This is a genomic window from Microvirga sp. BF8 (assembly GCF_059888585.1).
On the sequence record NZ_CM187619.1, the window covers coordinates 4,214,538 to 4,239,888 of the forward strand.

General features: G+C 66.8%; 27 protein-coding genes and 1 tRNA gene. 12 read left to right on the forward strand and 16 right to left on the reverse strand.

Features of this window, described 5'->3' with window-relative positions:
* Positions 1-11: 11 nt before the first annotated feature.
* Positions 12-794 carry an ABC transporter ATP-binding protein gene (locus tag AC522E_RS19835; RefSeq protein ID WP_500747947.1) on the reverse strand — a complete coding sequence of 261 codons (783 nt, stop codon included), beginning with the start codon at positions 792-794 and terminating at the stop codon, positions 12-14.
* Positions 791-1,795 (reverse strand): FecCD family ABC transporter permease, encoded by a 1,005-nt coding sequence (locus AC522E_RS19840; RefSeq protein WP_500750775.1) that lies wholly within the window; start codon positions 1,793-1,795, stop codon positions 791-793. Before AC522E_RS19840 ends, AC522E_RS19835 begins: the two co-directional genes overlap by 4 nt.
* A gap of 172 nt (positions 1,796-1,967) precedes the next feature.
* On the opposite strand from AC522E_RS19840, the gene AC522E_RS19845 reads away from it, so the two are divergent.
* The 3 genes from AC522E_RS19845 to AC522E_RS19855 all read left to right on the forward strand — a co-directional run bounded on the left by AC522E_RS19845 (position 1,968) and on the right by AC522E_RS19855 (position 5,124).
* Complete coding sequence (locus tag AC522E_RS19845; protein WP_500747948.1) at positions 1,968-3,122, forward strand: aminotransferase; 1,155 nt, start codon at positions 1,968-1,970, stop codon at positions 3,120-3,122.
* Between the two features lie 99 nt (positions 3,123-3,221).
* Positions 3,222-4,310 carry a polyamine ABC transporter substrate-binding protein gene (locus AC522E_RS19850; RefSeq protein WP_500747949.1) on the forward strand — a complete coding sequence of 363 codons (1,089 nt, stop codon included), beginning with the start codon at positions 3,222-3,224 and terminating at the stop codon, positions 4,308-4,310.
* 85 nt (positions 4,311-4,395) lie between these two features.
* A complete protein-coding gene (locus AC522E_RS19855) occupies positions 4,396-5,124 on the forward strand; it encodes an SIMPL domain-containing protein (RefSeq protein ID WP_500747950.1) in 729 nt (242 codons plus the stop codon).
* Between the two features lie 102 nt (positions 5,125-5,226).
* Here the strand turns inward: AC522E_RS19855 and ptsN are convergent, their stop codons facing one another.
* The 7 genes from ptsN to AC522E_RS19890 all read right to left on the reverse strand — a co-directional run bounded on the left by ptsN (position 5,227) and on the right by AC522E_RS19890 (position 10,960).
* Positions 5,227-5,685, reverse strand: a complete 459-nt coding sequence (gene ptsN / locus AC522E_RS19860) for a PTS IIA-like nitrogen regulatory protein PtsN (protein WP_500747951.1) — start codon at positions 5,683-5,685, stop codon at positions 5,227-5,229.
* 76 nt (positions 5,686-5,761) lie between these two features.
* Complete coding sequence (hpf, locus tag AC522E_RS19865; protein WP_500747952.1) at positions 5,762-6,337, reverse strand: ribosome hibernation-promoting factor, HPF/YfiA family; 576 nt, start codon at positions 6,335-6,337, stop codon at positions 5,762-5,764.
* 102 nt (positions 6,338-6,439) lie between these two features.
* The gene (gene rpoN, locus AC522E_RS19870) at positions 6,440-7,882 is read right to left on the reverse strand and encodes an RNA polymerase factor sigma-54 (protein WP_500747953.1); all 1,443 of its coding nucleotides are present in this window, start codon (positions 7,880-7,882) and stop codon (positions 6,440-6,442) included.
* Between the two features lie 91 nt (positions 7,883-7,973).
* On the reverse strand, positions 7,974-8,774 hold the full coding sequence (gene lptB / locus AC522E_RS19875; protein ID WP_500750776.1) for an LPS export ABC transporter ATP-binding protein: 801 nt from the start codon (positions 8,772-8,774) through the stop codon (positions 7,974-7,976).
* Between the two features lie 89 nt (positions 8,775-8,863).
* Positions 8,864-9,508, reverse strand: a complete 645-nt coding sequence (locus tag AC522E_RS19880) for an LptA/OstA family protein (protein ID WP_500747954.1) — start codon at positions 9,506-9,508, stop codon at positions 8,864-8,866.
* The gene (lptC, locus tag AC522E_RS19885) at positions 9,505-10,212 is read right to left on the reverse strand and encodes an LPS export ABC transporter periplasmic protein LptC (protein WP_500747955.1); all 708 of its coding nucleotides are present in this window, start codon (positions 10,210-10,212) and stop codon (positions 9,505-9,507) included. The genes AC522E_RS19880 and lptC overlap by 4 nt, the downstream gene beginning before the upstream one ends.
* Before the next feature lie 133 nt (positions 10,213-10,345).
* Positions 10,346-10,960, reverse strand: a complete 615-nt coding sequence (locus tag AC522E_RS19890; RefSeq protein ID WP_500747956.1) for a ribonuclease D — start codon at positions 10,958-10,960, stop codon at positions 10,346-10,348.
* Between the two features lie 211 nt (positions 10,961-11,171).
* Between AC522E_RS19890 and AC522E_RS19895 the strand changes: the two genes are divergently transcribed.
* Together AC522E_RS19895 and AC522E_RS19900 are read left to right on the forward strand one after the other, a co-directional pair.
* Complete coding sequence (locus AC522E_RS19895; protein ID WP_500747957.1) at positions 11,172-11,798, forward strand: DUF1236 domain-containing protein; 627 nt, start codon at positions 11,172-11,174, stop codon at positions 11,796-11,798.
* Between the two features lie 142 nt (positions 11,799-11,940).
* Complete coding sequence (locus AC522E_RS19900; protein WP_500747958.1) at positions 11,941-12,255, forward strand: hypothetical protein; 315 nt, start codon at positions 11,941-11,943, stop codon at positions 12,253-12,255.
* Positions 12,256-12,288: 33 nt separating this feature from the next.
* Here the strand turns inward: AC522E_RS19900 and AC522E_RS19905 are convergent, their stop codons facing one another.
* The 4 genes from AC522E_RS19905 to AC522E_RS19920 all read right to left on the reverse strand — a co-directional run bounded on the left by AC522E_RS19905 (position 12,289) and on the right by AC522E_RS19920 (position 16,357).
* A complete protein-coding gene (locus tag AC522E_RS19905) occupies positions 12,289-13,038 on the reverse strand; it encodes a HugZ family pyridoxamine 5'-phosphate oxidase (RefSeq protein ID WP_500747959.1) in 750 nt (249 codons plus the stop codon).
* Between the two features lie 31 nt (positions 13,039-13,069).
* Complete coding sequence (hutX, locus tag AC522E_RS19910; RefSeq protein ID WP_500747960.1) at positions 13,070-13,579, reverse strand: heme utilization cystosolic carrier protein HutX; 510 nt, start codon at positions 13,577-13,579, stop codon at positions 13,070-13,072.
* 5 nt (positions 13,580-13,584) lie between these two features.
* A complete protein-coding gene (hmuQ, locus tag AC522E_RS19915; protein ID WP_500750777.1) occupies positions 13,585-13,923 on the reverse strand; it encodes a heme-degrading protein HmuQ in 339 nt (112 codons plus the stop codon).
* 295 nt (positions 13,924-14,218) lie between these two features.
* Positions 14,219-16,357 (reverse strand): TonB-dependent hemoglobin/transferrin/lactoferrin family receptor, encoded by a 2,139-nt coding sequence (locus AC522E_RS19920; RefSeq protein WP_500747961.1) that lies wholly within the window; start codon positions 16,355-16,357, stop codon positions 14,219-14,221.
* A gap of 243 nt (positions 16,358-16,600) precedes the next feature.
* On the opposite strand from AC522E_RS19920, the gene hemP reads away from it, so the two are divergent.
* From hemP to AC522E_RS19945, 5 genes are all read left to right on the forward strand, one after another.
* Positions 16,601-16,768 (forward strand): hemin uptake protein HemP, encoded by a 168-nt coding sequence (gene hemP, locus AC522E_RS19925; protein WP_500747962.1) that lies wholly within the window; start codon positions 16,601-16,603, stop codon positions 16,766-16,768.
* 11 nt (positions 16,769-16,779) lie between these two features.
* Complete coding sequence (locus AC522E_RS19930) at positions 16,780-17,646, forward strand: heme/hemin ABC transporter substrate-binding protein (protein WP_500747963.1); 867 nt, start codon at positions 16,780-16,782, stop codon at positions 17,644-17,646.
* The gene (locus AC522E_RS19935) at positions 17,643-18,713 is read left to right on the forward strand and encodes a FecCD family ABC transporter permease (RefSeq protein ID WP_500747964.1); all 1,071 of its coding nucleotides are present in this window, start codon (positions 17,643-17,645) and stop codon (positions 18,711-18,713) included. Before AC522E_RS19930 ends, AC522E_RS19935 begins: the two co-directional genes overlap by 4 nt.
* The gene (locus tag AC522E_RS19940) at positions 18,710-19,528 is read left to right on the forward strand and encodes a heme ABC transporter ATP-binding protein (protein ID WP_500747965.1); all 819 of its coding nucleotides are present in this window, start codon (positions 18,710-18,712) and stop codon (positions 19,526-19,528) included. Before AC522E_RS19935 ends, AC522E_RS19940 begins: the two co-directional genes overlap by 4 nt.
* A gap of 77 nt (positions 19,529-19,605) precedes the next feature.
* A complete protein-coding gene (locus tag AC522E_RS19945) occupies positions 19,606-22,002 on the forward strand; it encodes a heavy metal translocating P-type ATPase (protein WP_500747966.1) in 2,397 nt (798 codons plus the stop codon).
* A 104-nt stretch (positions 22,003-22,106) separates the two neighbouring features.
* On the opposite strand, the gene AC522E_RS19950 is transcribed toward AC522E_RS19945, so the two are convergent.
* Positions 22,107-22,355: a DUF6894 family protein gene (locus tag AC522E_RS19950; RefSeq protein ID WP_500747967.1), complete on the reverse strand. Its 249-nt coding sequence runs from the start codon at positions 22,353-22,355 to the stop codon at positions 22,107-22,109.
* A 322-nt stretch (positions 22,356-22,677) separates the two neighbouring features.
* Here AC522E_RS19950 and AC522E_RS19955 point away from each other — a divergent pair, with 322 nt between their 5' ends.
* Positions 22,678-22,956, forward strand: coding sequence for a hypothetical protein (locus AC522E_RS19955; RefSeq protein ID WP_500747968.1), 279 nt, complete (start codon positions 22,678-22,680; stop codon positions 22,954-22,956).
* A gap of 259 nt (positions 22,957-23,215) precedes the next feature.
* Here AC522E_RS19955 and AC522E_RS19960 read toward each other — a convergent pair.
* A tRNA-Leu gene (locus tag AC522E_RS19960) sits at positions 23,216-23,300 on the reverse strand.
* Positions 23,301-23,511: 211 nt separating this feature from the next.
* On the opposite strand from AC522E_RS19960, the gene AC522E_RS19965 reads away from it, so the two are divergent.
* Positions 23,512-24,612: a complex I NDUFA9 subunit family protein gene (locus AC522E_RS19965; RefSeq protein WP_500747969.1), complete on the forward strand. Its 1,101-nt coding sequence runs from the start codon at positions 23,512-23,514 to the stop codon at positions 24,610-24,612.
* Here AC522E_RS19965 and AC522E_RS19970 read toward each other — a convergent pair.
* On the reverse strand, positions 24,544-25,275 hold the full coding sequence (locus AC522E_RS19970; RefSeq protein WP_500747970.1) for a sulfate transporter family protein: 732 nt from the start codon (positions 25,273-25,275) through the stop codon (positions 24,544-24,546). The two genes, AC522E_RS19965 and AC522E_RS19970, sit on opposite strands and share 69 nt — an antisense overlap.
* Positions 25,276-25,351 lie beyond the last annotated feature (76 nt).

Below are 25,351 nucleotides of genomic sequence, written 5' to 3' on the forward strand. Positions count from 1 at the left end.
CGGGACGGATTTCAGGCCTGCGGAAGGGGCCGGTCTGCGACCACCACGAGGCCGCCCTCCTCGTGGGCGATATGGGCTGCGATGCCGAAGCTCCGGGCCAGCAGCGCCTCCGTCAGCACCTCCGCTGGCGGGGCGTGGGCCTGGAGGCGGCCCCGGTCGAGAAGCACGATCTCGTCGGCGAAACGGGCGGCCAGGGTGAGGTTGTGCATGATCGCGACCACGAGGGCGCCGGCCTTCGCATGGGCCTTGAGCACCTCGAGCACGACCAGTTCGTGACGCGGGTCGAGGGCGGCGATGGGCTCGTCCACCAGGAGCACGGGCGCCCGGGTCGCAAGGGCGCGAGCGAGGAGAACGCGGGCGCGCTCGCCGCCGGAGAGTTCCGTGGCGGGGCGATGCTCGAATCCCTGGAGGCCGACTGCCGCGATGGAAGCGGCCACGGCCTCCCGGCCCTCGGGCGGCAGGGCATCCGGTGCCTCGCCGTGCGGCAGGCGCCCGAGGGTGACCACGCTTTCGACCGACAGGGGCCATGCGACATGGCCGCCCTGCGGCAAATAGGCGACGGCCCGCGCCCGCTCGGCGGAGCGCATCCGCGCCACGGGCGCGCCGGCAAGGGTCACGCTTCCCCCGGAGGGCTCCACGAGGCCGGCAAGGGCCCGCAGGAGGGTCGATTTTCCTGCCCCGTTCGGCCCGACGATGACGGTGAACCGTCCGGGCGAGAACGTGAGATCGATGCCCGCGAGCGCCTGGTTGCGCCCGAGGCGGACGGAAAGGGACCGGGCGGCCAGGGTGGTCATGCCGGGGTCTCCGCAAGCTCGGCCTTGCGGCGGGCAATGACCCAGAGAAAGAACGGCACGCCGAGGATGGCGGTCAAAACCCCGATCTTGACCTCGACGCCGGACGGGATGAGGCGCACGGCGCAATCCGCCGCCAGGAGAAGGACGGCGCCGGCAAGGCCCGCGGGCACCAGGGTCCGGGCGGGGTCGTACCCGACGAAGGGGCGGACCAGGTGCGGGGCGACGAGGCCGACGAAGCCGATGGAGCCTGCCACCGCCACCGAGGCTCCCGTGCCGATGGCCGCCCCGCCGACGATGAGAAGCCGCAGGCGGGCGACATCGATGCCGAGGCTCTTCGCGGTCTCCTCGCCCAGGGCCAGGGCACGCAGTCCCGGGGCGGCGGCGAGGAGCATGAGGCTCGCAACCAGCACGAAAGGCGTGGCCAGGACCACGTGAACCATCGACCGGTCCTCGAAGGAGCCGAGGAGCCAGAACACGATTTCCGTGACGGCGAAGGGGTTCGGCGACAGGCTGATGGCAAGCGAGGTCCCGGCGCCCGCGAGACTTCCCACCGCGAGCCCCGCCAGAACCAGGACCACCACGGTCGCGTTGCGGCCGGCCACCGCCACCACGAGGGCGATGGAGACGAGCGCCCCGGCGATGGCGGCGAAAGGCAGGGCCCAGGACAGGGCGCCCGCGAGGCCGAAATAGAGCACCACCACGGCCCCCAGGGCTGCGGCCTGGGGCGCGCCGAACACGGCCGTATCGGCGAGCGGATTGCGCAGGAGGCCCTGGAGCCCGGCCCCGGTGAGGCCGAAGATCCAGCCGACGAGCAGGCTCAGGACGGTGCGCGGCAAGCGGATCTCCCGCACGACGATGCTGGCGCTGCCCTGGTCCGAGACGAGCGCCTTCACCGCCACGGCCGGGTTGATCGGTGCCGGACCGATGGCGAGGGAGGCGCAGCCCAGAATCGCGACGAGGATCGCAAGGATGAGGACGAGGAGGATCCGGGACGGAAGCATGGCGACTGCCTGGTAGGGTCCGCTGGCGATAGCAACAGCAGGGGCCGGTGTCACCCGTTCATTCCTTGTCGTCCCGGAACGACGAAGAAGCGCAATGAATGCCGGGTTCGATTGTGCCCGACTCCGTGCTACGAACGCATCGACCCTGCATTCCAACGAACGAGAGCGCCGCATGAACCCGATCTTCGCCAACAGTCCCACGACCATCTTCGAGGTGATGTCGGGTCTCGCGCGGGAAACGGGCGCCGTCAATCTCGGCCAGGGCTTTCCGGACGACCCGGGGCCGGAAGACGTGCGCCGCATGGCCGCCGACGCGGTGCTCAACGGCTACAACCAGTATCCGTCCATGATGGGCCTGCCGGAACTGCGCAGCGCCATCGCCGCCCATTACAAGCACTGGCAGGGCCTGGATCTCGACGCCAATACGGAGGTCATGGTCACCTCCGGCGCCACCGAGGCGCTCGCCGGCGCGATCCTCGGCATTGTCGAGCCGGGGGACGAGGTGGTGCTGTTCGAGCCCATGTACGACGCCTATCTGCCGCTCGTGCGGCTCGCCGGCGGCGTCCCGCGCTTCGTCACCCTGCAGCCGCCCCATTTCCGCCTGACAGAGGAGGCGCTGGCAAAGGCCTTCTCGCCCAGGACCAAGGCCGTCGTTTTCAACAACCCGCTCAACCCGACGGCAACGATCTTCTCCTCCGAGGACCTGGCGCTGCTCGCCGATTTCTGCCGCCGCTACGATGCCATCGCCATCTCCGATGAGGTCTGGGAGCACGTGGTCTTCGACGGCCGCCGGCACCAGCCCGTGCTCGGGCTCGAGGGCATGCGCGACCGGGCCGTCAAGATCGGCTCGGCGGGAAAGATCTTCAGCCTGACGGGCTGGAAGGTGGGCTTCGTCTGCGCCGCGCCGCACATCCTCAAGGTCCTGGCGAAGTCGCACCAGTTCCTGACCTTCACCACCCCGCCCAACCTCCAGACCGCCGTCGCCTACGGGCTGGGCAAGGAGGACGGCTATTTCGAGACCATGCGCCGGGATTTCGCCAGGAGCCGCGACCGGTTCGCGGCGGGCCTGAAGACCCTCGGTTTCGAGGTCATCCCGAGCCAGGGAACCTATTTCCTCAACATCGACATCGCCCCCCTGGGCGAGACCGACGACGTCGCCTTCTGCCGCCGCCTCGTCATGGATCACGGCGTCGCCGCCATCCCGGTCTCGGCATTCTATGCGGAAGGGGCTGTGAGGAACGTGGTGCGGTTCTGCTTCGCCAAGAAGGACTCGACCCTGGATGCGGGCCTGGAGCGTCTGGCGAAGGCGGCCCGGAAGGCCGCCTGAAGACCGAGGAACATTGTTCTTTTCGGCGTTGTGTCCGTCGCCGGAACCTCCTAGCTTGCAATCCTTCCCGTGGCTCACCTTCAAGGAGTTCAGCCCTCGATGATCCGACTTCTCGTTTCGCTGGTTCTCGGCTTCGGCCTTGCGACGGCGGCCGCCGCTCAGGAGCGCGTCGTCAATGTCTACAACTGGTCCGACTACGTCGATCCGAAGGCGCTGGACGAATTCACCAAGGCGACCGGCATCAAGGTCGTCTATGATACCTACGACAACAACGAGATCGTCGAGACCAAGCTCCTCGCGGGCAAATCCGGCTACGACATCGTCGTGCCGTCCGGCCCGTTCCTGCAGAGGCTGATCGGCGCCAAGATCTTCCAGAAGCTCGACAAGTCCAAGCTGCCGAACCTCGCCAATCAATGGCCCGACATCACCCAGCGCCTCGCGGTCTTCGATGCGGGCAACCAATATGCCGTCAACTACATGTGGGGCACGACGGGCATTGGCATCAACACCAAGAAGGTGCGCGAGATCCTCGGCAACGAGATGCCGCTCAACACCTGGGACCTGGTGATGAAGCCGGAGATCGCCTCCAAGCTGAAGGCCTGCGGCATCTACATGCTGGACAGCCCGGAGGACCTCTTCCCCGGGATTCTCGCCTATCTCGGGCTCAACCCCGACTCGAAGCGCAATGAGGATCTCACAAAGGCGGGCGACGCCCTGTTCCGCGTCCGCGGCAATGTCCAGAAGTTCCATTCCTCCGAGTACATCAATGCCCTTGCCAACGGCGATATCTGCGTCGCGGTGGGCTATTCGGGCGACGTGATCCAGGCCAGGAAGCGCGCCGAGGAAGCCAAGAACGGCGTCGAAATTTCCTACATCATCCCGCGCGAGGGCGCGCTGATGTGGTTCGACAACCTCGCCATTCCCGCCGATGCCAAGAACGTCGCTGAGGCGCATGAATTCATCAATTTCATGCTCAAGCCTGAGATCGCGGCCATGAACACCAACTTCGTATCCTATGCCTCCGGCAACCTGGCCGCGAAGCAGTTCGTGAAGCCGGAGATCCTCAACGATCCGGGCATCTATCCGGACGATGCCACCTTCAAGCGGCTGTTCACCAACACGGCCTATGACGAGCGCTCCCAGCGCACGGTGACCCGTCTCTGGACCCGGGTGAAGACCGGTCGTTAATCCGCCGCTCAGGAACGCTCCGCCAATCTGGCCTCCCATGCTCCGCCTCTCCGGCGGAGCATCCGTTTCGGGAGACCTCTGAACCATGCGCCTTGCCCCCCTCGCCGTCTGCGCCGCGCTTCTCGCCACGCCCGCTCTCGCGGATACGTCCACCACCCCGCCGCCGGCCACGATCAGCGTCATGGGCACGGGCGAGGCGCAGCTGAAGCCCGATTTCGCCCGCCTCTTCGTAGCGGTGGAAACCCAGGGCGACATCATTGCCAAGGTGGTGGAGACGAACCGCGCCTCCTCGGAGGAGGTGCTGGCGCGCCTCCAGGCCCTCGGGATCAAGAAGGAGGACATTCGGACCGAGAACTTCCAGGTGTTCCAGACGCCGCAGCGCACCGACAGCGCGGGCCGCGACGTCAAGGCGCCGAAATTCACCGCGAATCACCGCCTTCGGATCACCACGCGCGACCTCGAGGGCGTCGGGCGCCTGGCGGGCGAGATCCTCGCCAGTTCCAACATGCTGTTCCAGTCGGTCTCGTTCGGTCTCGACAAGCAGGAGGAAGGCGGCGACGAGGCGCGCCGCGCCGCCGTTCGCGACGCCAGGCGCCAGGCCGAGCTTTATGCCCAGGCCGCCGGCGTGGGTCTCGGCCGCGTGCTCGAAATCCGCGACGGCTCGGTGCAGCCCTACGAGGCGCCGCAGGGCGGGATGCGCATCCAGACGATGAAGGCCGCGGCCCCGGCGGAGGAGATCCCGATCGTGCCTCCGGCGACCCTGCGCTACACCTCGCACATTCAGATGGTGTGGGAGATCGCGGCAAAGCCGTGAGGAAGAATCACCTGCCCTCCCGGGCCTCACCTTTCCGGGCTGTGCGCCGCCGCCCCGGGATGGCAGGGCAGGACGGCCACGGTCTTGCCCGGGGTTCTTGCCTCAGGCCGCCTGGGGCAGCTCGGTCATGATGGCGTAGAGGGCATTGGCGTCGCGCGTCGCCCGGACACGCTCGACGAGGCCGGGCTCGCGCAGGACCCGGGCGACCCGGGCCAGGGCTTTCAGGTGATCGGCGCCGGCGCCTTCCGGAGCCAGGAGCAGGAACAGCACATCCACCTGCTGGCCGTCGAGGGCCTCGAAATCGATCGGCTTCTCGAGCCTCGCCACCAGGCCGAAGATCCGGCCGAGGCCGGGCAGCTTGCCATGGGGGATGGCGATCCCTTCGCCGATTCCTGTGGAGCCGAGGCGTTCGCGCTGCAGCAGCGCTTCGTAAATGGTGTTCTCGCTCAGGCCGACCAGCTTGGCCGCATGAGCGGAGATTTCCTGCAGGGCCTGCTTCTTGCCGCTGACGCGCAGCGCGGGCAGGACGGCCTGGGGATCAAGAAAGTCCAGCAAAGGCATCGATCAAGCTACATCCGTTGTGAAGCCGGCACGGCCGCGCGCCCTTCTAAGCAAATTCCGGGCCAAGAGAGAGAACTCAAGACTGGCCGAGCGGCGGGTCGATCCAGCCGATCGCCCCGTCGCTGCGGCGGTATACGACGTTCACGCGGCCGGTGCTAGCGTGGATGAAGACAAGTGCCGGAACTCCGGTCAGGTCGAGCTGCATGACGGCATCGCTGACCGAGAAACGATGCAGCGGCTTCGTGGTCTCGGCAATGACCACGGGGTGGTATCCCTCTTCCTGGACGGCTTCGTCTGTGGGCGTCTCAAAGACGGCATAGGGCGCCTGCAGGGCTGTCTCCCGCCCGTTGCGGCCCGGCGCATGCTCCCTCAGCCGCTTCTTGTAGCGGCGCAGGCGCTTTTCGATCCGCTCGGCGGTCTGGTCGAAGCTGGCATAGGCATCGCCGGCGGCGCCGGAGGCTTCCAGGGTCATGCCGGTCGGAAGGTGAACGACGCAATCCGTCCTGAATCCGCCGCCGTCACGGGTCACCGTCACGTGGCCCTTGTAGCCTCCCTCGAAATATTTGGTCATCGCCGTCGCCATCCGCGCCTCGACCTGGGTGCGCAGGGCTTCCCCGATATCGAGATTCTTGCCGGATACCCTCAAAGCCATGTGTTCCATCCCTCTTTCGTTGTTGACGGAAAGCCGCTTCCGATGGGCGACACGAGTGTGATGATGACGCTTCCTGCGGCCAATACAAGACTTGACCGCCCATCAGGACGCGCGCCGGTGCTTCGCCATGGTCCGGCGCTGCGCGGACGAGGGAATACGCATCGCCTCGCGGTACTTGGCCACCGTGCGCCGAGCAATATGGATGCCGTCGGCCTTCAATTTTTGGGCAATTGCATCGTCCGACAGCACCCGGCCGGGCTCCTCGGCCGCGACGATCTGACGGATGCGGTGCTGCACGGATCGGGCGGAATGCTCCGTCCCCGTGTCGCCGGAGAGGGTGCTGCCGAAGAGGAACCGCATCGGGAAGGTTCCGCGGGCCGTTCCGAAGGCCTTGTTGGCGGTGACGCGGGAAATGGTCGATTCGTGCAGGCCGATCTCCTCGGCGATCTCGCGCAGGGTCAGGGGCCTCAGGTGGGATACCCCATGCCGGAAAAAGGCCTCCTGATGCCGTACGATGGCGGTAGCGACCTTGAGGATCGTATGGGCGCGCTGATCGAGGCTGCGGGTCAGCCAGTGGGCGCTCTGCAGGCAATCGGAGAGAAATGCCCGGTCCTCCTCGCTGCGGGCCGCGGGCAGGACCCGGGCGTGATAGGACTTGTCGAGGAGGAGACGGGGCAGGGTCTCGGGGTTGAGCTCGACCATGAACCCGCCAGCGGGATCCTGGCGGACCAGCACGTCGGGAAGGAGAAGATCGACGGTGGCGGAGGAGAAGGCCAGGCCAGGCTTGGGATCGAGGCGGCGGATCTCCGCCAGCCGCTCCGCGAGCTCGTCCGTTCCAAGGCTGCACAGGCGCTGCAGTGCGGGGAAATCGCGCTTCGCCAGCAGATCCAGGCGTGAGAGCAGGATCTCCATGGGCCTGTCGAGCCGGCCCCGCTCGCGCAGCTGCAGCGCAAGGCATTCCGACAGGCTGCGGGCGCCGATGCCGGCCGGGTCGAGATCCTGGACCACGGCAAGTGCGGCCTCCACCTCCGCCTCGGTCCGGCCGAGGCGCACGGCGACGTCGCTCACGGCTTCCCTGAGATAGCCGGCCTCGTCGAGGCTGTGGACGAGATCGTGCCCGATGGCGCGCAGGACCGGGTCCGCAGTGGCGAGGTCGAGCTGGGATTCGAGATGCCCGGCAAGGCTCACCGACTGCGCCAGGCCCGAGTCGAGGTCCGGGGCCGCTTCGCTGGAGACCGAGCCGCCGGAGAGGCTGGCGCCCCTGGCCATCGCCGCCTCGCGGCGGCGGGGGGGAAGGCGGGGAAAAAGACGACCGATGGCCGCGTCGGCTGCGGGTCCGTCCCGTCCGGCGGACATCTGGGGAAGCCCGGAGACCTCGGAACCGGCCTCGGCCTGCTGGAGCAGCGGGTTGCGCTCGAGCTCCGCCTCCACGAAGGCACAGAGCTCGAGATGGGAGAGTTGCAGGAGTTTGATCGATTGCAGCAGCTGCGGGGTCAGGGTCAGGGATTGACCCTGACGCAGTTCCAGCCGTTGCGACGAGGTCATGACGCCATTCCGGAAACCCTCGCCATGTTCTCCATGGCTGCACAAGGTTTACCGCGCGGCCCCGGCATCGTCAAAGCCGGGACGGTCCGGATCAGAGGCGGAAATCCTCGCCGAGATAGAGGCGCCGGACATCCTCGTTGGCGACGATGGCGTCGGGATGGCCCTCCGTCAGCACGCGCCCCGAGTGAATGATGTAGGCCCGGTCGATCAGCCCGAGCGTCTCGCGGACATTGTGGTCCGTGATCAGCACGCCGATGCCGCGGCGGGTCAGGTGGCGCACGAGATTCTGGATGTCGCCCACCGCGATCGGGTCGATGCCTGCGAAAGGCTCGTCGAGGAGCATGAAGGTCGGCTCTCCGGCCAGCGCCCGGGCAATCTCGCAGCGCCGCCGCTCGCCGCCCGACAGGGCGATGGAAGGGGCCTTGCGCAGCCGCGTGATGTTGAACTCGTCCAGGAGGGCGTCGAGCTTGCGCTCGCGCTCCTTGCGGCTCGGCTCGACGATCTCGAGCACGGCGCGGATGTTGTCCTCCACGTTGAGGCCCCGGAAGATCGACGCCTCCTGCGGAAGATAGCCGATGCCCAGCCGGGCGCGACGATACATGGGCAGGTTGGTCACATCGTGCCCGTCGAGGCTGATGAGGCCGCGATCCGCAGAGACGAGGCCGGTGATCATGTAGAAGATCGTGGTCTTGCCGGCACCGTTGGGGCCGAGAAGGCCGACAGCCTCGCCGGCGCGCACGTTGAGGGCGGCATCGTGCACCACGGTGCGGCCGCGATAGCTCTTCTGCAGGCCCTTGACGGCAAGCGTGCCGGGCCCGCCGAAGCTGGCGACCCCTTCGCGCGGATCGAAGCTGGGAACATCCCGGTCGGATGGCGCAGCCGGGAACGGCATCTTGCCGGAGGCGGCGGGAGGGCGGTTGAAAAGCGATTTCAAGGGAACGGACCGACTACCAGGGAACAGGAATGACGCGAGGCACGACGTCAGTTCGCCGCCGGCTTCTGCGGCTTGGGCTTGGCGGGAGCGGGAGCCGCGCCCGGCTTCGCTTCGCTGCTGCCACTGCCCGGAACGAAGAGGGCCCTCACGCGTCCGCCCGGCTTCGTCTCCACATTGGCGATGCCGGTGTTGAGGTCATAGACCACCCGCTCGCCGCGGGTCACGTTCGGCCCGTCGCTCAGGGCGGCATTGCCGATCAGGTAGATCTTGTTCGCCACCCGGTCGAAGGAAGCGTTGTCGCCCGTCGCCACCTGCGTCTTGGACACGATGGTGACGGGACCCTTGCAGTCGATCTTCTTGATGGCGCTGTCGTCGGCGCCGGGGGCGCTCGGCCCGCTGTTCTGGCCGTCCCGCTTCTGCTCGTACAGAACGGTCATCAGAGTGCAGTTCATGGTGCTGTCACCCTGGACGGCGACCACGTTGCCGGTGAAGACCGCCCGGCCTTCCTTGTCGTAGACGTCGAGCTGGTCGGCATCGATCTTGATCGGCTCCTTGCTGGCGCCGAAATTGCCGAAGCCGGCCGCGCGCTCCTTGCCCGCCGGCGCGGGGGTCTGCGCGGAGGCAGCCTGGATTCCTGCGGGGACCGCGAAGACGAGCGCGCTCAGGAGCGCCGCGTGCTGGATCATCATCATGGACGGAGACTTGTCGGTTGCGCCGGCGGCGCGGGCTCGCCTGCGGCAGGAGGAGAGGAGGAATCGGACTCGGCGTTGGCAAACGTGGTGCGCACGCGGCCCTTGAAATGCATCACCTTGCCGTTCTCCGTGACCTCGAGGCCCGTCGCCTCGATCAGCCCGTTGCTGAGGGTCACGGTGACGGGCTCCTCGGAGAGCACCCGCCCGGCCTTGAAATCCACGAAAGCGGAGCGGAGATTGACCTGCTGGCCCGCGTCGGTGTGGACCTGGACGTCATCGCGCAGGTTCATCTGCTCCTTCTGGGTATCGAGAACGCCGGAGGAGGCCCGGAGCCGGGCGGCGCTGCCCTTGTCGTCGGTGACGACGCGGGCGCGCAGATCCTTGAGCTCGACGAAATTGGGCTTGCGGACGTCCTGGGTCGCCTGGCTCGCGGTCACCTCGTAGGGCTGGGACCCGTTGCGGAACCCGGTCAGCTTCGGACTTTCCATGGTCACCTGGGTCCCGCTGACGCCGATCGCCCCCACGGACAGGCCCTCGATGTTCCGGAACGGGTTGAAGTAGGCGAGGAGGATGACGACGCCCAGGGCGATCACCGAACCGAGAGGGATCGCGATCTTGGCGAACCGGACCCACCGGGAATGGCGTCGGGCGCGGGAAAAGTCGCGCAGGCGCGAGCCCGACCGCGCGGCCGAACCGGTTCCCATCGTGATTCCCTTCGATCCCGCCACGCTTGAACGCCCCTTCCCGTCAGAAACCGTGATGGCGCGCCTTGGCCGAGCGCCGTGGCGAAGTTATGACGGACATCAGGTTATATCCTCAGAAAAGTTTAAGGGCCCGTCAACTATGGGCAAAAATGTCCGTCTCCTGCCAGCCGAGCAGATCGAGCTGGGCCCGGGTCGGCAGGAACGAGAAGCATTGATGGGCGATGCCGAGGCGGTTCTCGCGCTCCAGCATGCCGTCGAGCTTCGCCTTCAAGGCGTGAAGGTATAGCACATCCGAGGCGGCGTAATCGAGCTGGGCCGGGGTCAGCGTCTCGGCGCCCCAGTCCGAGGATTGCTGCTGTTTGGACAGCTCGACCCCGATCAGTTCGCGCGCGAGATCCTTGAGGCCATGGCGGTCCGTATAGGTGCGCACGAGCCGGGACGCGATCTTGGTACAATAGACCGGGCGCGGCATGACCCCGAAGGTGTGGAACAGAACCGCGAGGTCGAAGCGGCCGTAATGGAAGATCTTGAGGACGCTCTCGTCGCCGAGGACGCGGATCAGGTTCTCCGGGACCGGACCGTCCTTCAGGATCTGCACCACGTCCGCGGTGCCGTCTCCGGTCGAGATCTGCACGACGCAGAGCCGGTCCCGGTGGGGGTTGAGGCCGAGCGTCTCGGTATCGATCGCGATCGCCGGGCCGGGCCGGTAGTCGGCGGGCAGATCGCCACGGTGGAAGCGCGTTGTCATGGGGTATCCAAAATCAGCAATGCCAGACCGGACGCTCTAACCTTTTCCCGTCGCCTCAGCAACGCGCAACAGCCGAGGCGCTCCGGTCATCTGTGCGCGCGCCGTTAGGAAAGAACGTGCGCATGGGCCGCACCGGGATTGGGAACGGCCTGTCCGGGACCACGTTGACCGCCCTGACATTCCGTTCTCGATCTCATCAGGGAGAATTGTCATGCGTGTCACATTCCTGTCCACAGTCGCCGCGGCAGTGCTGGCCTTGAGCGTCCCGGCCTTCGCCCAGACCGGGGGAACCTCGGGCACGACGTCGGGCGGCGTTTCGGGCTCGACCTCCGGCTCGACTTCCGGCGGCGTTTCCGGCAGCGCCACAGGCGGCACCTCCGCCCCGGCCATGAAGCCCTCGAGCGGCTCGGGCGGCGCAGCCGTCGCTCCGGAGGCCGGGGCGACCACCGGCACCACGGGAACTTCCGGCAAGGCCTCGTCCGGCGCGGCGAGCGGCACCATGGGGACCTCGGGCTCCACAACCTCGACGCAGATGAAAAGCGCGCCGAACACCACCGGCAGCACCACGGGCAGCGTCTCCGTCTCCACGCAGCAGCGGACCGAAATCGGTCATGCGTTCCGCTCGGTGCACGTGGAACCTCTCAACAATGTGAACTTCAGCATCAGCGTCGGCTCGGTGATTCCGACAACGGTAACGACCCTGCACACCTGTCCGAGCGACGTGGTGCGCATTCTCAACGGCCTTCCCGAATGCCGCTACGTGGTCGTGCGCGACAAGATCGTCATCGTCGAGCCGAGCACCCGCAAGATCGTCACCGTGATCGAGCGGGAAGGCTGAGTTTGGCCGCTTTCGCGTGAAGCGTCATCAGCGCGATGAGGCGGCTGCGGACATGCCCTGCCCGCAGCCGTCATGTCCGAAAAATGGGAACAGTTTCGCGCCCCGGCCTTTAACCTAACGAGAGATCTTCGGGAGCAAAAGCATGAAGAAGCTTATTGTCGCCGTGAGTACCGTGGTTCTTGCCGCGTCGGCATGGGCCGGTTCCGCCGATGCCCGTCCGGGCCGCGGCCACGCCTATGGTCACTACAAGCATCACAAGGCTTATCGCGGATACTACGCCGCCCCACGCCATTATCGCAGCTCCAACGGCGCGGCCATCGCCGCGGGCGTGACGGGCGCGATCATCGGTGGCGCGCTGAGCGCGGCCACGCAGCCGTCATACCGCTATCGCGCACCCGTCTATGAGGCGCCGCCACGGCGCTACTATCGGGAAGATTACTATTACGACCCCTATTGATGGCGGCGTGAACGTTCATCAATTGAAGACCCTTCATGCCTGGCGCGCCTTCTGCGCCAGGCTCATCAGCATCGGGCGCAGGTCCTCGGGACCCGTCAGGACAGTCGGGAAGGGCAACCGCAGAATCTCGTCGCCGAGAGCGAGTTGAAGGCCTTCCGGATCGATGCCGATCAGGCGCCAGGCGCCGTCCTGCGCACCGCAGAGCCGTGTCGCATAGAGGGCGACCGCATCGCGGTGATCCCCGTTCATATGAGCAATCGCATCGGCCTCGCGGTCGTAAAAATCCGCAAAGGCCGAGAGGTCGGCGAGAAGATCCGTTCGCGTCAAACGATAGGCCCGGCCGAAGCCGCCGTTCAGGCTGGCTGACATCACGTTCAGGCGCCAGAACGAGAAATCGGGAAAATCCACATAGAGCGCAGCCTTCGGATGCTGCAGCAGGTAGCGGCGGCGGATCTGTTGCGTCAGGGCGGCGTCACGCTCCAGCCGCTCGCCCTCCGCCAGCAGCGTCAGGCGCGGATGGGCCAGCGGGTCGCCCTTGCCACTCGCGGACAGGAGAAGGGAACAGCGTGGGTCGGCGGCGAGCAGCTTCGTATGGGCGGAGAGTTCCGATGTCAGGATCAGGGGCGAGCCATCGAGATCCGTCCCGACCTGCACGAGGCTCGCGAAGGGCAGGCCGGCTTCATGGTCGTGAGTGGCGAGGGCACCGGAACGGGCCGTACGCATCAACTTTTTCGCCAGAAGCCGGGCCTCGTCGTCGACGGGCAGGATCGGATCTTTCGCCATTGTCCTCTCGTCCCTTCTATGGGAATCGTCCTCAGGCCGCTCCACCATGCTTGTGGCGGAGCGCCTCGAATTTCACAAGCTGGTCCGCTCTCAAGCTGCGGTCCTCGTTGCGGCCGACGAAAATCTTGAACATGGCTCCTCCGTCCTCGTTGATGAACTGCACCGAGCAGGAGCGTTTGCCGAAGAACGGCCGGTCCACGAAATAGATGAACCGGCAGCGCTCCGCACGCAAATGTCCGCCGATCGGAGTGTCGCCGTGGATGTTGAAATATCCGCGCCCGGGCGTCCCCGGCGGCACGCGACCCTTGCATTCGAAGACGCCGTCGCTCGTATGCACGACGAAGGTGATCTCGCCCCAGCCCGTGAGGTCGCTCCAGATCTCTTCGAACAGGGTGCCTGCGACCCGGCTCGCCGCCCCGGGTGGAAGACAGTCCAGCACGGCCTGGAGGGACACGCCGCGTGTCTCCGCGACCGCTTCAAGGACGCCGTCCGGCTTCGCGGCAAGATCCTTCTGGATGAGGTTCTCCAAGGGATCCGACATGGATCTCACTCCGCCGCCTTGAGGGCGGGAGCGATGGTCTGGATGACCTCGAAGCCCTCGAATTCCGGATGCCCGAGCGTCAGGGGCTTGTTGGTGCCCGTGGCGGCGCGGGTATGCGACGCGCGGAACTGGTCCGAGCGTGTCCAGGCCTCGAAATGCGCTTTCGACGCCCAGAGCGTGTGCGACGAATAGAGCACGTGATCGTCCCGCTCAGGCCCGCGCAGCATGTGAAATTCCACGAAACCTTCGAGTTCATGGAGATGACTCTCGCGGGAGAGCCAGAGTTGCTCGAAATCCTGGGCGGATTCCTTGATGACCTTGAAGCGGTTCATGGCGATGAACATGATGATCTCCGTTGCTGGTTCGTGTCGTAGGCGATGGGCGGAAACGGCGATGCGCGCCGCACCGTGGCGGCGGGCATCCGTCCGGCGGCATCGAGAGAAGAGGTCACCAAGACCCGCCCGCGCACGTGCCTGATGCGGGCGACCCCGGGGATAACGCCTGAAGCGGAGGAGATGTGCCACCGCGCGGGCGCGGCGGCTGGCGGCGTGGCCGCTTCCCGCCGTGCCGGTCCGGTCCTTGGACCCGTGCGCCTTGATGGACATGGTAAGCCCTCGTTGCTGCCGTTGCGGATGCGGCCTACCGGCTGGCGAATTTGACCGTGAGGCCGAACTTCGCCGTGAGGCCGGGGCTCGCATTGCTGTTCTGGTACTGGGTGTATTGCCGGTCGAAGACGTTCTGGATGCTTAGATCGCCGCTGACGTTCTCGCTGTAGCGGTAGGAGGCGAACAGATCGACGAGACCGTAGCCCTTCTCCGGATTCGCCACGTTCCATTTGGTGTCGTCGACGAAGGTCAGGCGCGTTCCGACCGTAAGCTTCTCGTCGAAGAAACGGAGGCCGATCGTGGTGCTGATCCGGTTCGGCGCGACCGAGTTGAGAGGGTCGTCGCTCGCCTTGTTCCTGCCGTCGACGATGGTGCCGGCAATAGTGACGAATCCTCCGCCCCAATCGTAGGCGGCTTCGAGTTCCGCTCCCTGCAGGCGCGCCTTGGCGATGTTCTGGTACTGCTGGTCCTGGATTCCGATCTGGCACAGTCTCGGCACGAAGGCGCAGACGCGAAACGGCATGCCCGGGACCACGGGCACGTTGTAGACGGGCCCGACCGCAACGCTGTCGATGTAGTCGTCGATCTCGTTGTGGAAGGCCGAGACCTTGGCGCGAAACCTGTCGCCGTCCCTGAAGATGTTGTCGTATTGGACGTTGACGCCGCCCTCGATGTTATGCGCCACTTCCGGCCGCAGGGACGGGTTCGGCAGGATATTGAAGATCGGGAACGGGTGCGAACCCTGGATCAGCGTTTCCGTGATCGACGGAGCACGATAGCCTTCCGCATAGGTGCCGTAGAACTCGATCCCCTTGAGCGGTTCGATGCCCATGGTGAACTTCGGCGAGATGCGCGATCCATCCGTCCCGACGCCGCCGCCATCCAGTTCATAGCTGTCGAAGCGAAGGGCTCCGATGGTGCGCAGCCAGGGCGTGAACCGCACTTCGTCCTGAACGAAACCGCCGAACAGCGTGCGCGTGCCGGACGGGGTGAAGGCCGACCCGTAGCCGCCGGCGTTGTCGTTGGTGCGGCCCTCGTCCTGCGCACCGTCGATGCCGACGGTCAGGGTGTGGTTGAATCCGAAGGTTTCGAACCGGGAGGTGTTGTTGATGTCGAACCCGGCCGTCTCCATGCTGTAGTTCAGGCGTGCGCCCGGCGTCACCCCGAGCGCGTCATAGGTCGTGGTCGGCGTGATGACCCGCTTCCTGTCCTCCGTCGTGGTGTAATATCCCTTGACGCTCAGATCGAACCACTGGATGTCGGGCCGGCTGAAGCGGTAACCGAGCGTATAGGTATTGGAGGTGACGTCGTTCTTGAACCGCGTGCCGGACCCGGTGTCGCCGTTGTTCCTGAAATCGTAGTTCTGCAGCAGCGCGGAACCGCTCACCGTGTGGCCATCCGCCGGATAGAGATTGAATTTGAACAGGCCGGACGTCAGCTCCGAGTCGGAATCCCGGACCTTGTCGCCGTTGCCGTCGCGATAATTGCCGGTGTCACGATAGAGGAACTGCCCGAAGACATCCGCCGCCGTGCCGATGCGGGCACCGACCATGCTGTTCGTCAGGAAACCGGCCCCGTTCGTGCCGAAGCCGACCTTCTGCGTGACGCCGTATTTCTCGTCCGGGTTGAGGATGTCGTCGATGGTCCGGGTGCGGAAGGAGACGACGCCGCCGATGGCGCCCGAGCCATAGACCGTAGAGACCGGCCCGCGCGTCACGTCTACCTGCCCAATGAGTTCGGGGTCGATGTAGAAGGTGCCGTTCGCGCCGTGACCGCTCACCTGATAATCCTGCCGCGCACCGTCCACCAGCACGTTCACGCGCCCGAAATCCTGAAGGCCGCGGATATTGATGGCCTGCCCGGGGTCCGTTCCCGTTTCCTGAACCGTCACCCCCGGCACACCCTGAAGGGCGTCGGAAATGCGCGAGGACTGGAAAAGGTCGATCTGCCCCCGCGTGACGACGCTCGATCCGGCGAGGTCGTTGATCACCCTGTCCTCGGTCTTGCCGGAGGTCACGGTGATGGTGTCGAGCACAAGGGCATTGCCATCCGCCGCGGGGGCGCTCTGTGCCCGGGCCGCCGAGGCCGGAGCCATCCCGGCCAGCGGTGCCAGAACAAGGAGGGCGAATCGTGAAGTGGACGCGCGAAGGCCTTCGCGCAGGAACGTAATCATCCTGACGATTTCCAGTCTTTAGCGATGTTTTCTTGATGACTGGCTGGCTCGCGGAAAAAGAAATTCACGCTGGCTGGCTATCTCAGGCCGGCTCGGCCGAAGAGGGTTTGCATTCGTTATCCAAATCAAGTAACGCCGTCAATAGCGACTTGCCTGACCGTAGTTTTACATAGTTCTAAACTGCGAATACATGCATCGACTGAAGGTTACTTAACTTAGAACCCATCAAAACTGGAGAGAACCGTGTCAAACCCGCCTCCGCCGAATCCGAAAGGCGACAGGACGATTGCAGCGAGGGAAATCGACGTGGCGAGCCTGATCGAGAAGGGCCGCGAAGTCGTCCTGCTTCATCGCGGCGAGCGCTACCGCCTGCGGGTCACGGCGAGCGGCAAGCTGATCCTCACCAAATGAAGGCTTTTCCCATGACCATGCTCTGCCGCCGGACCCTGCTTCTCGCGCCGATGCTTCTGCTCGCCTCGCGCAGCCGGGCCGCTCCTTCGCGCCGCATCGTCAGCATCGGCGGCGCCGTGACCGAGATCCTGTACCGCCTCGGCCACGAGGCCGACATCGTCGGGGTCGATTCGACCAGCCAGTACCCGGCCGAGGCTCTCGGGACGAAAGCGAATGTCGGCTACGTCCGGGCGCTTGGCGCCGAGGGCGTCCTGTCCCTGGGCCCCAGCCTCGTCCTCGCCTCGGAGGGAGCGGGGCCGCCGGATGCCCTGCGTCTCATCGAGCAGGCGGGAGTTCCCATCGTTCGCGTGCCGGACGAGCCCAGCCCCGCGGGAATCGTGAAGCGGGTCGAGGTGGTGGCGCAGGCCGTGGGAGCTCTCGACCGCGGCGCTGCTCTCGCCCGCGAGATCGAGCGCGGCTTCGCCGAGCTTGCCGAGGCGAGAGAGAAGGTGGCGCGTCCGGCGCGGGCGCTCTTCGTCCTGTCGCTTCAGAACGGAAGGCCGCTCGTCGGCGGCAGGGGCACGACCGCCGATGCCATGCTGGCGCTCGCCGGCGCCACGAATGTCGCCGCCTCGCTGACCGGTTGGAAGCCTCTCTCGGACGAAGGTCTGATCGCCGCGGCTCCGGACGCCATCGTGATGATGGACCGCGGCCCGGATGGCGGCGCGCCGGATCCCTTCGCCCTCCCGGCCTTCGCGGCGACGCCCGCAGCCGCTCAGCGGCGTCTCGTCGTCATGGACGGTGTCTATCTCCTCGGATTCGGCCCTCGTGCGCCGCAGGCGGCGCGCGATCTCATGGCGGCGCTTCATCCGGACCCGACCGGAACCGCAAAGCCATGACCTCCGCCGTGGCACGATCCCCGGCCCCGCGCCATCGCGGGCCAGTGCTGATGTTCGCCCTGGCGGCGCTGCTCGCCCTCGTCAGCATTGTGGCCCTCGGTCTCGGCGCGACGGGTGTCTCGGCCGCGCGGGTCTTCGCGATTCTTGTCGATGCACTCTCCGGACGGCAGGCGCCAGCCGGAGGCGATGCGCTCATCATCCTGCAGGTGCGCCTGCCGCGCCTGCTGCTCGGCCTTCTCATCGGTTCGGCGCTCGCATCCTCGGGGGCGCTGATGCAGGGGCTGTTCCGCAATCCGCTCGCCGATCCCGGCCTCGTCGGCGTCTCCGCCGGGGCGGCGCTCGCGGCGGCGGCGACCATCACCCTCGGCGATGCGCTGCTCGCGCCACTCGTCGGACCGCTGCCCTTCGGGGCCCTGCCGGTGGGCGCCTTCGCCGGGGGATTGCTCACAACGCTGGCGCTCTATCTCGTCGCCACCCGCGGCGGGCGCACATCGATTGCGACCATGCTGCTCGCCGGTGTCGCCTTCGGCGCGCTCTCGGGCGCCGGGATGGGGCTTTTCTCGTATCTGAGCGACGACCGGCAATTGCGCGACCTGTCGTTCTGGTCCCTCGGCTCGCTCGGCGGCGCCACCTGGACGAAGGTCGTCACCGTGCTGCCGCTGATCCTGCCCGGCCTTCTGGCGATGCCTTTCCTGGCGCGCGGACTGAACGCGCTTTCCCTCGGCGAGGCGGAGGCCTTCCATCTCGGCGTGCCCGTGCAGCGGGTGAAGGCCGTCGCGATCCTCATCGTGGCGGTGGCCGTCGGCGCGTCGGTCGCCTGCGCCGGCATGATCGGCTTCGTCGGAATCGTCGTGCCGCATGTGCTCCGCCTCGTCGCCGGCCCCGATCACCGGATGCTGCTGCCGGCTTCCGCGCTGCTGGGAGCGGTGCTTCTCGTGGCGGCCGACACGGTGGCGCGGACCATCGCGGCGCCGGCCGAGCTTCCGATCGGCATCCTCACCGCGGCCATCGGCGCGCCGTTCTTCCTCTGGCTCCTGCTGCGCCGCCCGGGAGGTATCGCCCTGTGAGTGCGATCCTGGAAGCCAAGAACCTCTCCTACCGCAGCGGCGGGCACGTCTTGCTCGACGGGATCGACCTGTCGGTCGCGGAGAGTTCCTTTACCATCGTCCTCGGGCCCAACGGCGCCGGCAAGTCGACGCTGCTGCGGCTGCTGTGCGGCGAGCTCGTCCCGACACGGGGCGAAATCGTCCTCAAGGGACGGCCGCTCCGCTTCCTCCCGCCATGGCTGCTCGCCCATCACCGGGCGGTCATGCCGCAGGCCTCCGACCTCGCCTTTCCATTCACCGCTTTCGAGGTCGCCCGTCTCGGAGTCGAGGGTCTCGGGCGCGGATTGTCACACCGCGACCGCCAACGGGTCGCGCTCGATGCCCTGGACAAGGCGGATGTCGCGCATCTGGCCTCCCGCACCTACCAGACCCTCTCGGGCGGCGAGCGGCAGCGGGTCCAGTTCGCCCGCGTGCTGGCTCAGCTGGAGGCCGGACGGACCATCGAGACCCGGCAGGTCCTGTTCCTGGACGAGCCGATCGCGAGTCTCGACCTGAAGCATCAGCTCGCGCTGCTCCATGCGACGCGCGATCTCGCCCGGAACGGCCTCACGGTGGTGGCGGTGCTCCACGATCTCCAGCTCGCGGCGGGCTTCGCGGATGAAGTTCTCCTGCTCGAAGAGGGACGCCTCGTCGCGCACGGGCAGCCCGACGCGGTTCTGACTCCCACGCGCCTCGCCGACGTTTTCGGGGTCACCCTGGCGACGCCCGGTCTCCCGCCCCACCCCTGGAGCGTGGCGACGGGCGAGGCGGCAGCGGACCTCGATCAGAACCCCTGACCTTGCAAAGCCCTTGACCTTGCCATCCTGGAAGGCCTCACCTTTCCGTTCCGATGATGCCGGAGCGAGGTCTCGCCATGAACGAAGGTCCAACGTCCAACGGCCCCCCGGGCGGGCACGGCCATGGGAGCCATGGCGACCATACCGAACACCATCATCACCATGAACCCGCGGCGGATGCCGGAATGGTGAAGGATCCGGTCTGCGGGATGATGGTCGATCCGCACGCGACACCGCATCGTGCCCAGCACGAGGGCAAGCCGTATTACTTCTGCTCCGCGGGCTGCCGGGCTCAATTCCTGGACGCACCGTCCAACTTCATCGAGCCGGCAGCGACCCGAGAGGCCGAGCCCCTTCCCGAGGGCACGATCTATACCTGCCCGATGCATCCGCAGATCCGGCAGGTCGGCCCCGGCTCGTGCCCGATCTGCGGCATGGCCCTCGAACCGGTTCTTGCAACCGCGGAGACGGGGCCGAGCCATGAACTGGCCGACATGACGCGCCGCTTCTGGATCGGCTTGGTCCTGTCCGTGCCGGTGGTGGCGCTGGAGATGGGCGGTCACCTGACGGGCCTCAGCCACTACATCAGCCAGCAGACCTCCAACTGGATCCAGTTCGCCCTTGCCACGCCGGTGGTGCTCTGGGCCGGCTGGCCGTTCTTCGAGCGCGGCTGGCTGTCGCTCAAGAACCGCAGTCTCAACATGTTCACCCTGATCGCCATGGGCACCGGCGTCGCCTGGCTCTACAGCGTCGTCGCGATCTTCACCCCCGGCATCTTCCCGGCCGCCTTCCGCGGCCATGATGGCGCGGTCGCGGTGTATTTCGAGGCCGCGGCCGTGATCACCGTCCTCGTCCTGCTCGGACAGGTGCTGGAACTCCGGGCCCGGGAGAGCACCAGCGGCGCCATCCGCGCCCTCCTCGACCTTGCGCCCAAGACGGCCCGGCTGATCGCATCCGACGGCGCCGAGCAAGAGATTTCCTTGGATACCGTGCAGGTCGGCGACCGCCTGCGGGTGCGCCCCGGTGAGAAGGTGCCCGTGGACGGCACGGTGGTGGAGGGGCGCAGCGCCGTCGACGAGTCCATGGTCACTGGCGAGTCGATGCCCGTCACCAAGGAAACCGGCGCCAAGGTCATCGGCGGCACCATGAACCAATCCGGCGGCCTGGTGATCGAGGCCGAGAAAGTCGGGCGCGATACCATGCTGTCGCAGATCGTCCAGCTCGTGGCTGAAGCCCAGCGCAGCCGCGCGCCGATCCAGCGCCTCGCCGACCAGGTCTCGGGCTTCTTCGTGCCGGCGGTGATCGGCGTCGCCCTGCTCGCCTTCGCCGCCTGGGCGATCTGGGGGCCGGAGCCGCGCCTGGCCTTCGGCCTCGTCGCGGCGGTCTCCGTGCTCATCATCGCCTGTCCCTGTGCTCTCGGTCTCGCGACACCGATGTCGATCATGGTCGGCGTCGGGCGCGGGGCGCAGGCGGGCGTGCTGATCAAGAACGCCGAGGCGCTGGAACGCATGGAGAAGGTCGACACCCTCGTCATCGACAAGACCGGCACGCTCACCGAGGGCAGGCCGGCCGTGACGGCGATCGTGCCGGCGCAAGGCTTCACGGAAGAGGAGGTGCTGCGCCTCTCCGCCAGTGCGGAGCGGCCCAGCGAACATCCGCTGGCCGTCGCCATCGTCGCCGCGGCGGAGCAACGGGGCGTCGCAACCGCACCGGTCACGGATTTCGACTCGCCCACGGGCAAGGGCGCGCTCGGCACCGTCGAGGGCCGACGCGTGGTGCTCGGGAACGCCGCCTTCCTGGCGGAGCATAACATCGACGTTGGTCCTGTGGCGGAACAGGCCGACCAGCTCCGCGAGAACGGCGCCACGGCGATCTTCGCCGGAGTCGATGGGCGCGTGGCGGGCGCCCTCGCCATCGCCGATCCGGTGAAGGCCACGACGCCCGAGGCGCTCGCGGGCCTGAAGGCGGAAGGCCTCCGTGTGGTGATGCTCACCGGCGACAACTGGACCACCGCCAAGGCCGTCGCCCGCCGGCTTGGCATCGATGACGTCGAGGCGGAGGTCCTGCCGGACCAGAAGAGCGCCGTGGTGCAGCGCTACAGGGCCGCCGGGCGCGTGGTCGCCATGGCCGGCGACGGCGTCAACGATGCGCCGGCGCTGGCCGCCGCCGATGTCGGCATCGCCATGGGCACCGGCACCGATGTCGCGATGGAGAGCGCGGGCGTGACGCTGCTGAAAGGCGATCTCACGGGCATCGTGCGGGCGCGGCGGCTCTCCGAGGCGACCATGCGCAACATCCGCCAGAACCTGTTCTTCGCCTTCATCTACAACGCGCTCGGCGTGCCGGTGGCAGCGGGTGTGCTCTACCCGTTCTTCGGCATCCTGCTGTCGCCGATCATTGCCGCCGCCGCCATGGCCCTGTCGTCGGTCAGCGTGATCGGCAACGCCATCCGCCTGCGCACGGTGAAGCTGTGACGGCGAGCCGGGACCGTCGGAGCCGGGAGCGGATTCCGCTGTCGGATCCGATGCGGCAAGAAGGGTCCCGGGCGCCTGCACTCCGCCGAGACGAAGTGAGAGACTCAGTCCGGTTGCCTGGTGATCTCGACGGCTTCCAGGAACGGGAATTCCAGGATGATCTGTCCCGCGTCGTCCCTGACTGCGATATGACTGGACGCCCAGTTGACCGGCTGGGAGAATTCGGTGGCCATGAGGTTCCGGGCCATCGCCCTGGTGGCGTCCCACGCCGCATCCGCATCGGGGAATTCCTGCCCTTCCGGATCCCTGATGACATGGTCACCGATATGCACATTGAAGAAGTAACGAGGCATGGCGCCGCCCTGAGCTGACCGGTCCGGTTTCAAGGACAATCGAAGCGAGGGGCTCGGGTTCCGGCCGGGACGCGTCCCTACGCCTTTGGGTTTCTCGAAAGAGATCCTACCCAGAACTGACCATGCGGGCCCAATCTTTTGGACAGGACACCGGATCATTGGGATGCAGATCCTATCGGACCTTGTCGGTCTGATTATTCTTGCTCCTCCGCAGTGAGGGAGCGAGGCCGACGTGCCGTCAGATGATCCATTTCCCGTTGAGAGTTTCGGGCATCGTGTTCGAGAAACCATCCTGGAGGAATTCGGCGGACGCTGCCCGTCCATGTCCGAAGTTGCGAGCATACCGGAATCGTATCTGCTGCAACTCCCAGGATTTGGTCGCTCGACGGTCGAGAAGTTTCGATCCGTGATCCACGGCATCCAGGACGATACCGACGCGGTCGCGAACTGGAGCAGCCTGCGATTGCAATCGGAGCATCATCGCCTGTTGAGCAAGCTGATCAACCTGCAGGACAAGCTCAACCGGCAGCAGCAGGAGCTCCGATTCCAGCTCGAAAAGATCAGGACGGAACTTCGGATGCGGGGCCTGCATCCCAAGTGAGCATCTGGATCCCAAGTGAGCATCTCAAGTGAGCGGAGAGCTCCCGGACGGCACTCGCTGAGCCTCGGCAGGAAACCGGAACTCTCGGGGGTATCCCCGGCAGAACCGGAACACTTCTGCCTTCGGACGAGGCGCTCGACGGACGCCTGAACGATCCCGGAAACGAAAAAGGCCCGGCGCGGGCGTCACCCTCGTATCATACGAGCGCCATCGCATCGGACCGAGCTTAGTGTTCTGATTCAGAAACCATTCAAAGGAATGGTGCCCAGGAGAGGACTCGAACCTCCACGGTGTTACCCGCTGCTACCTGAAAGCAGTGCGTCTACCAATTCCGCCACCTGGGCATGCCTTAACGGCGAGCCTCGTTTAAGGCCATGCAGGCGGCGCGTCAATCGTCCAAAGCGATCCTTTTTACATTCGGGCACCTTGCGCCCCTTCACAGGGGGGCAGGCTTTGACTAGAGACGTTGCAGGTTCCACTTGCAGGTCGGCCCGGCCAGGCTTTCGCGCCGCCGGCGGCCCCTCTTCCACGTCCCATGGGGACAGGAGGCTTTTCATGATCGCCCCGCTTCGTACGCCCGCGCAGCAGCTTGTGACGGTTTTCGGCGGCTCGGGCTTTCTGGGCCGCTATGTGGTGAGCGCGCTGGCCAAGCGCGGCTATCGCATCCGGATCGCGACCCGGCTGCCGAACCGCGCGAACTTCCTGCCCCAGGGCATGGTGGGCCAGATCCACGCCGTCCAGGCCAACCTGCGCAATCGCGATTCGATCGCCCATGCCGTCGCCGGGGCGGACCATGTGATCAACCTCGTCGGCATCCTGAAGGAAGGCGGTCGCCAGCGGTTCGACGATCTGCAGGCGAAGGGCCCCGGGCTGATCGCGGAGCTCGCGGCGCCGAAGGCCACGATCGTCCATGTTTCCGCCCTCGGCGCCGATGCCAAGTCCGAGTCGGCCTATGCGCGCTCCAAGGCGGCGGGCGAGGCGGCGCTGCTCCAGGCGAGGCCCGATGCCGTGATCTTCCGGCCCTCCCTCATGTTCGGCCCGGGCGACAGCTTCTTCAACCGCTTCGCCTCTCTGGCCCGCATGCTGCCGGTGCTGCCGCTCGCCGGAGCCGAGACCCGCATGCAGCCCGTCTATGCCGCCGACGTGGCGGAGGCCATCGCGCGCGCGGTGGAGGGCCGGGTCGCGCCCGGCAAGATCTACGAATGCGGCGGGCCGGAAACGCGGACCTTCCGTGAGCTGGTGCAATACGTGCTCGACGTCACGGAGCGCAGGCGCCTCATCCTGCCCCTGCCGGCGCCGGCGGCGCGGGCGCAAGGGACGGTGCTCGGCTTCCTCGACCGGCTGACCCTCGGGCTGATGCCGGACGCCTTCGTGATGACCCGCGACCAGGCGATCCTGCTCGAGACCGACAACGTCGTCTCGGAGGCGGCCCGGCAGGAGGGCCGCACCCTCGAGGGCATCGGCATCCTCCCGGCCTCCTGCGAGGCCATTGTGCCGTCCTATCTCGTGCGCTTCCGCAAGACCGGCCAGTTCGATCTCAGGCGCAACACGGCCCCGTCCCCGGCGCCGGACCTGCTGCGCTCCGAATCAGAGGGGCCGGCCCCCGGCGTCGAGACGCGCGGCCCCGTCTCGCGCGGCGAGACGCCGAGCCACTAGCCGCTTGTGCAGGTGCACCATCATCGCCGCGCCGAAGATCGGGATGAGAAGGTTCACCACCGGCACCAGAACGAGGGCGGCGAGAACCGCGCCGCCGGCCAGCACGGTCAACCGGTGCGTGGTGCGGATCCGGACCACGTCTTCCGGCGGCCAGAAGCGTCCCGCCGCCAGCTCGAAATACTCGCGCCCGAACAGATAGGCGTTGGCGGCGAAGAACACGATGATGTTCGGCCCCGGAATGAAGAACAGCAGCAGGGCGATCAGGTTCACCAGCAGCGACAGGCCGGCGAAGCGCAGCCCGTAGAGGAGCGCCTGCCCGAACGGCAGCGCCTGGCCCGGCCGGTCCCCGGGATATTCGCGCGTCTCCACCACCTCGGCCACGTCGTCGAGGAAATAGCCGGCCACGACGGCCGAGACCGGCGGCAGGAGATAGGCGAGCCCGACGAAGATCCCGGCGCCGGCGAGGAACGAGGCGATGCCGTCGAGGATGGGATAATCCGTGCTCAGGGGATGACCCTGGAGAAACAGGCCGATCAGATAGGTGAGGCCCGCCCAGACGAGGGCCAGCAGCGCCACGGTGAGCGCCAGCGACTTCCACAGGATGCGTCGCAGCGGCGGCGAGAACACGTCGCGGGCGGCGGCGATGACCGACGAGATCAGCATGGGACGGCTTTCGCGTGCGGCGGAACGAAGACGAGCGGAACGGTCATGAACTCTCCTGGAAGGCGGGGCGGACTTT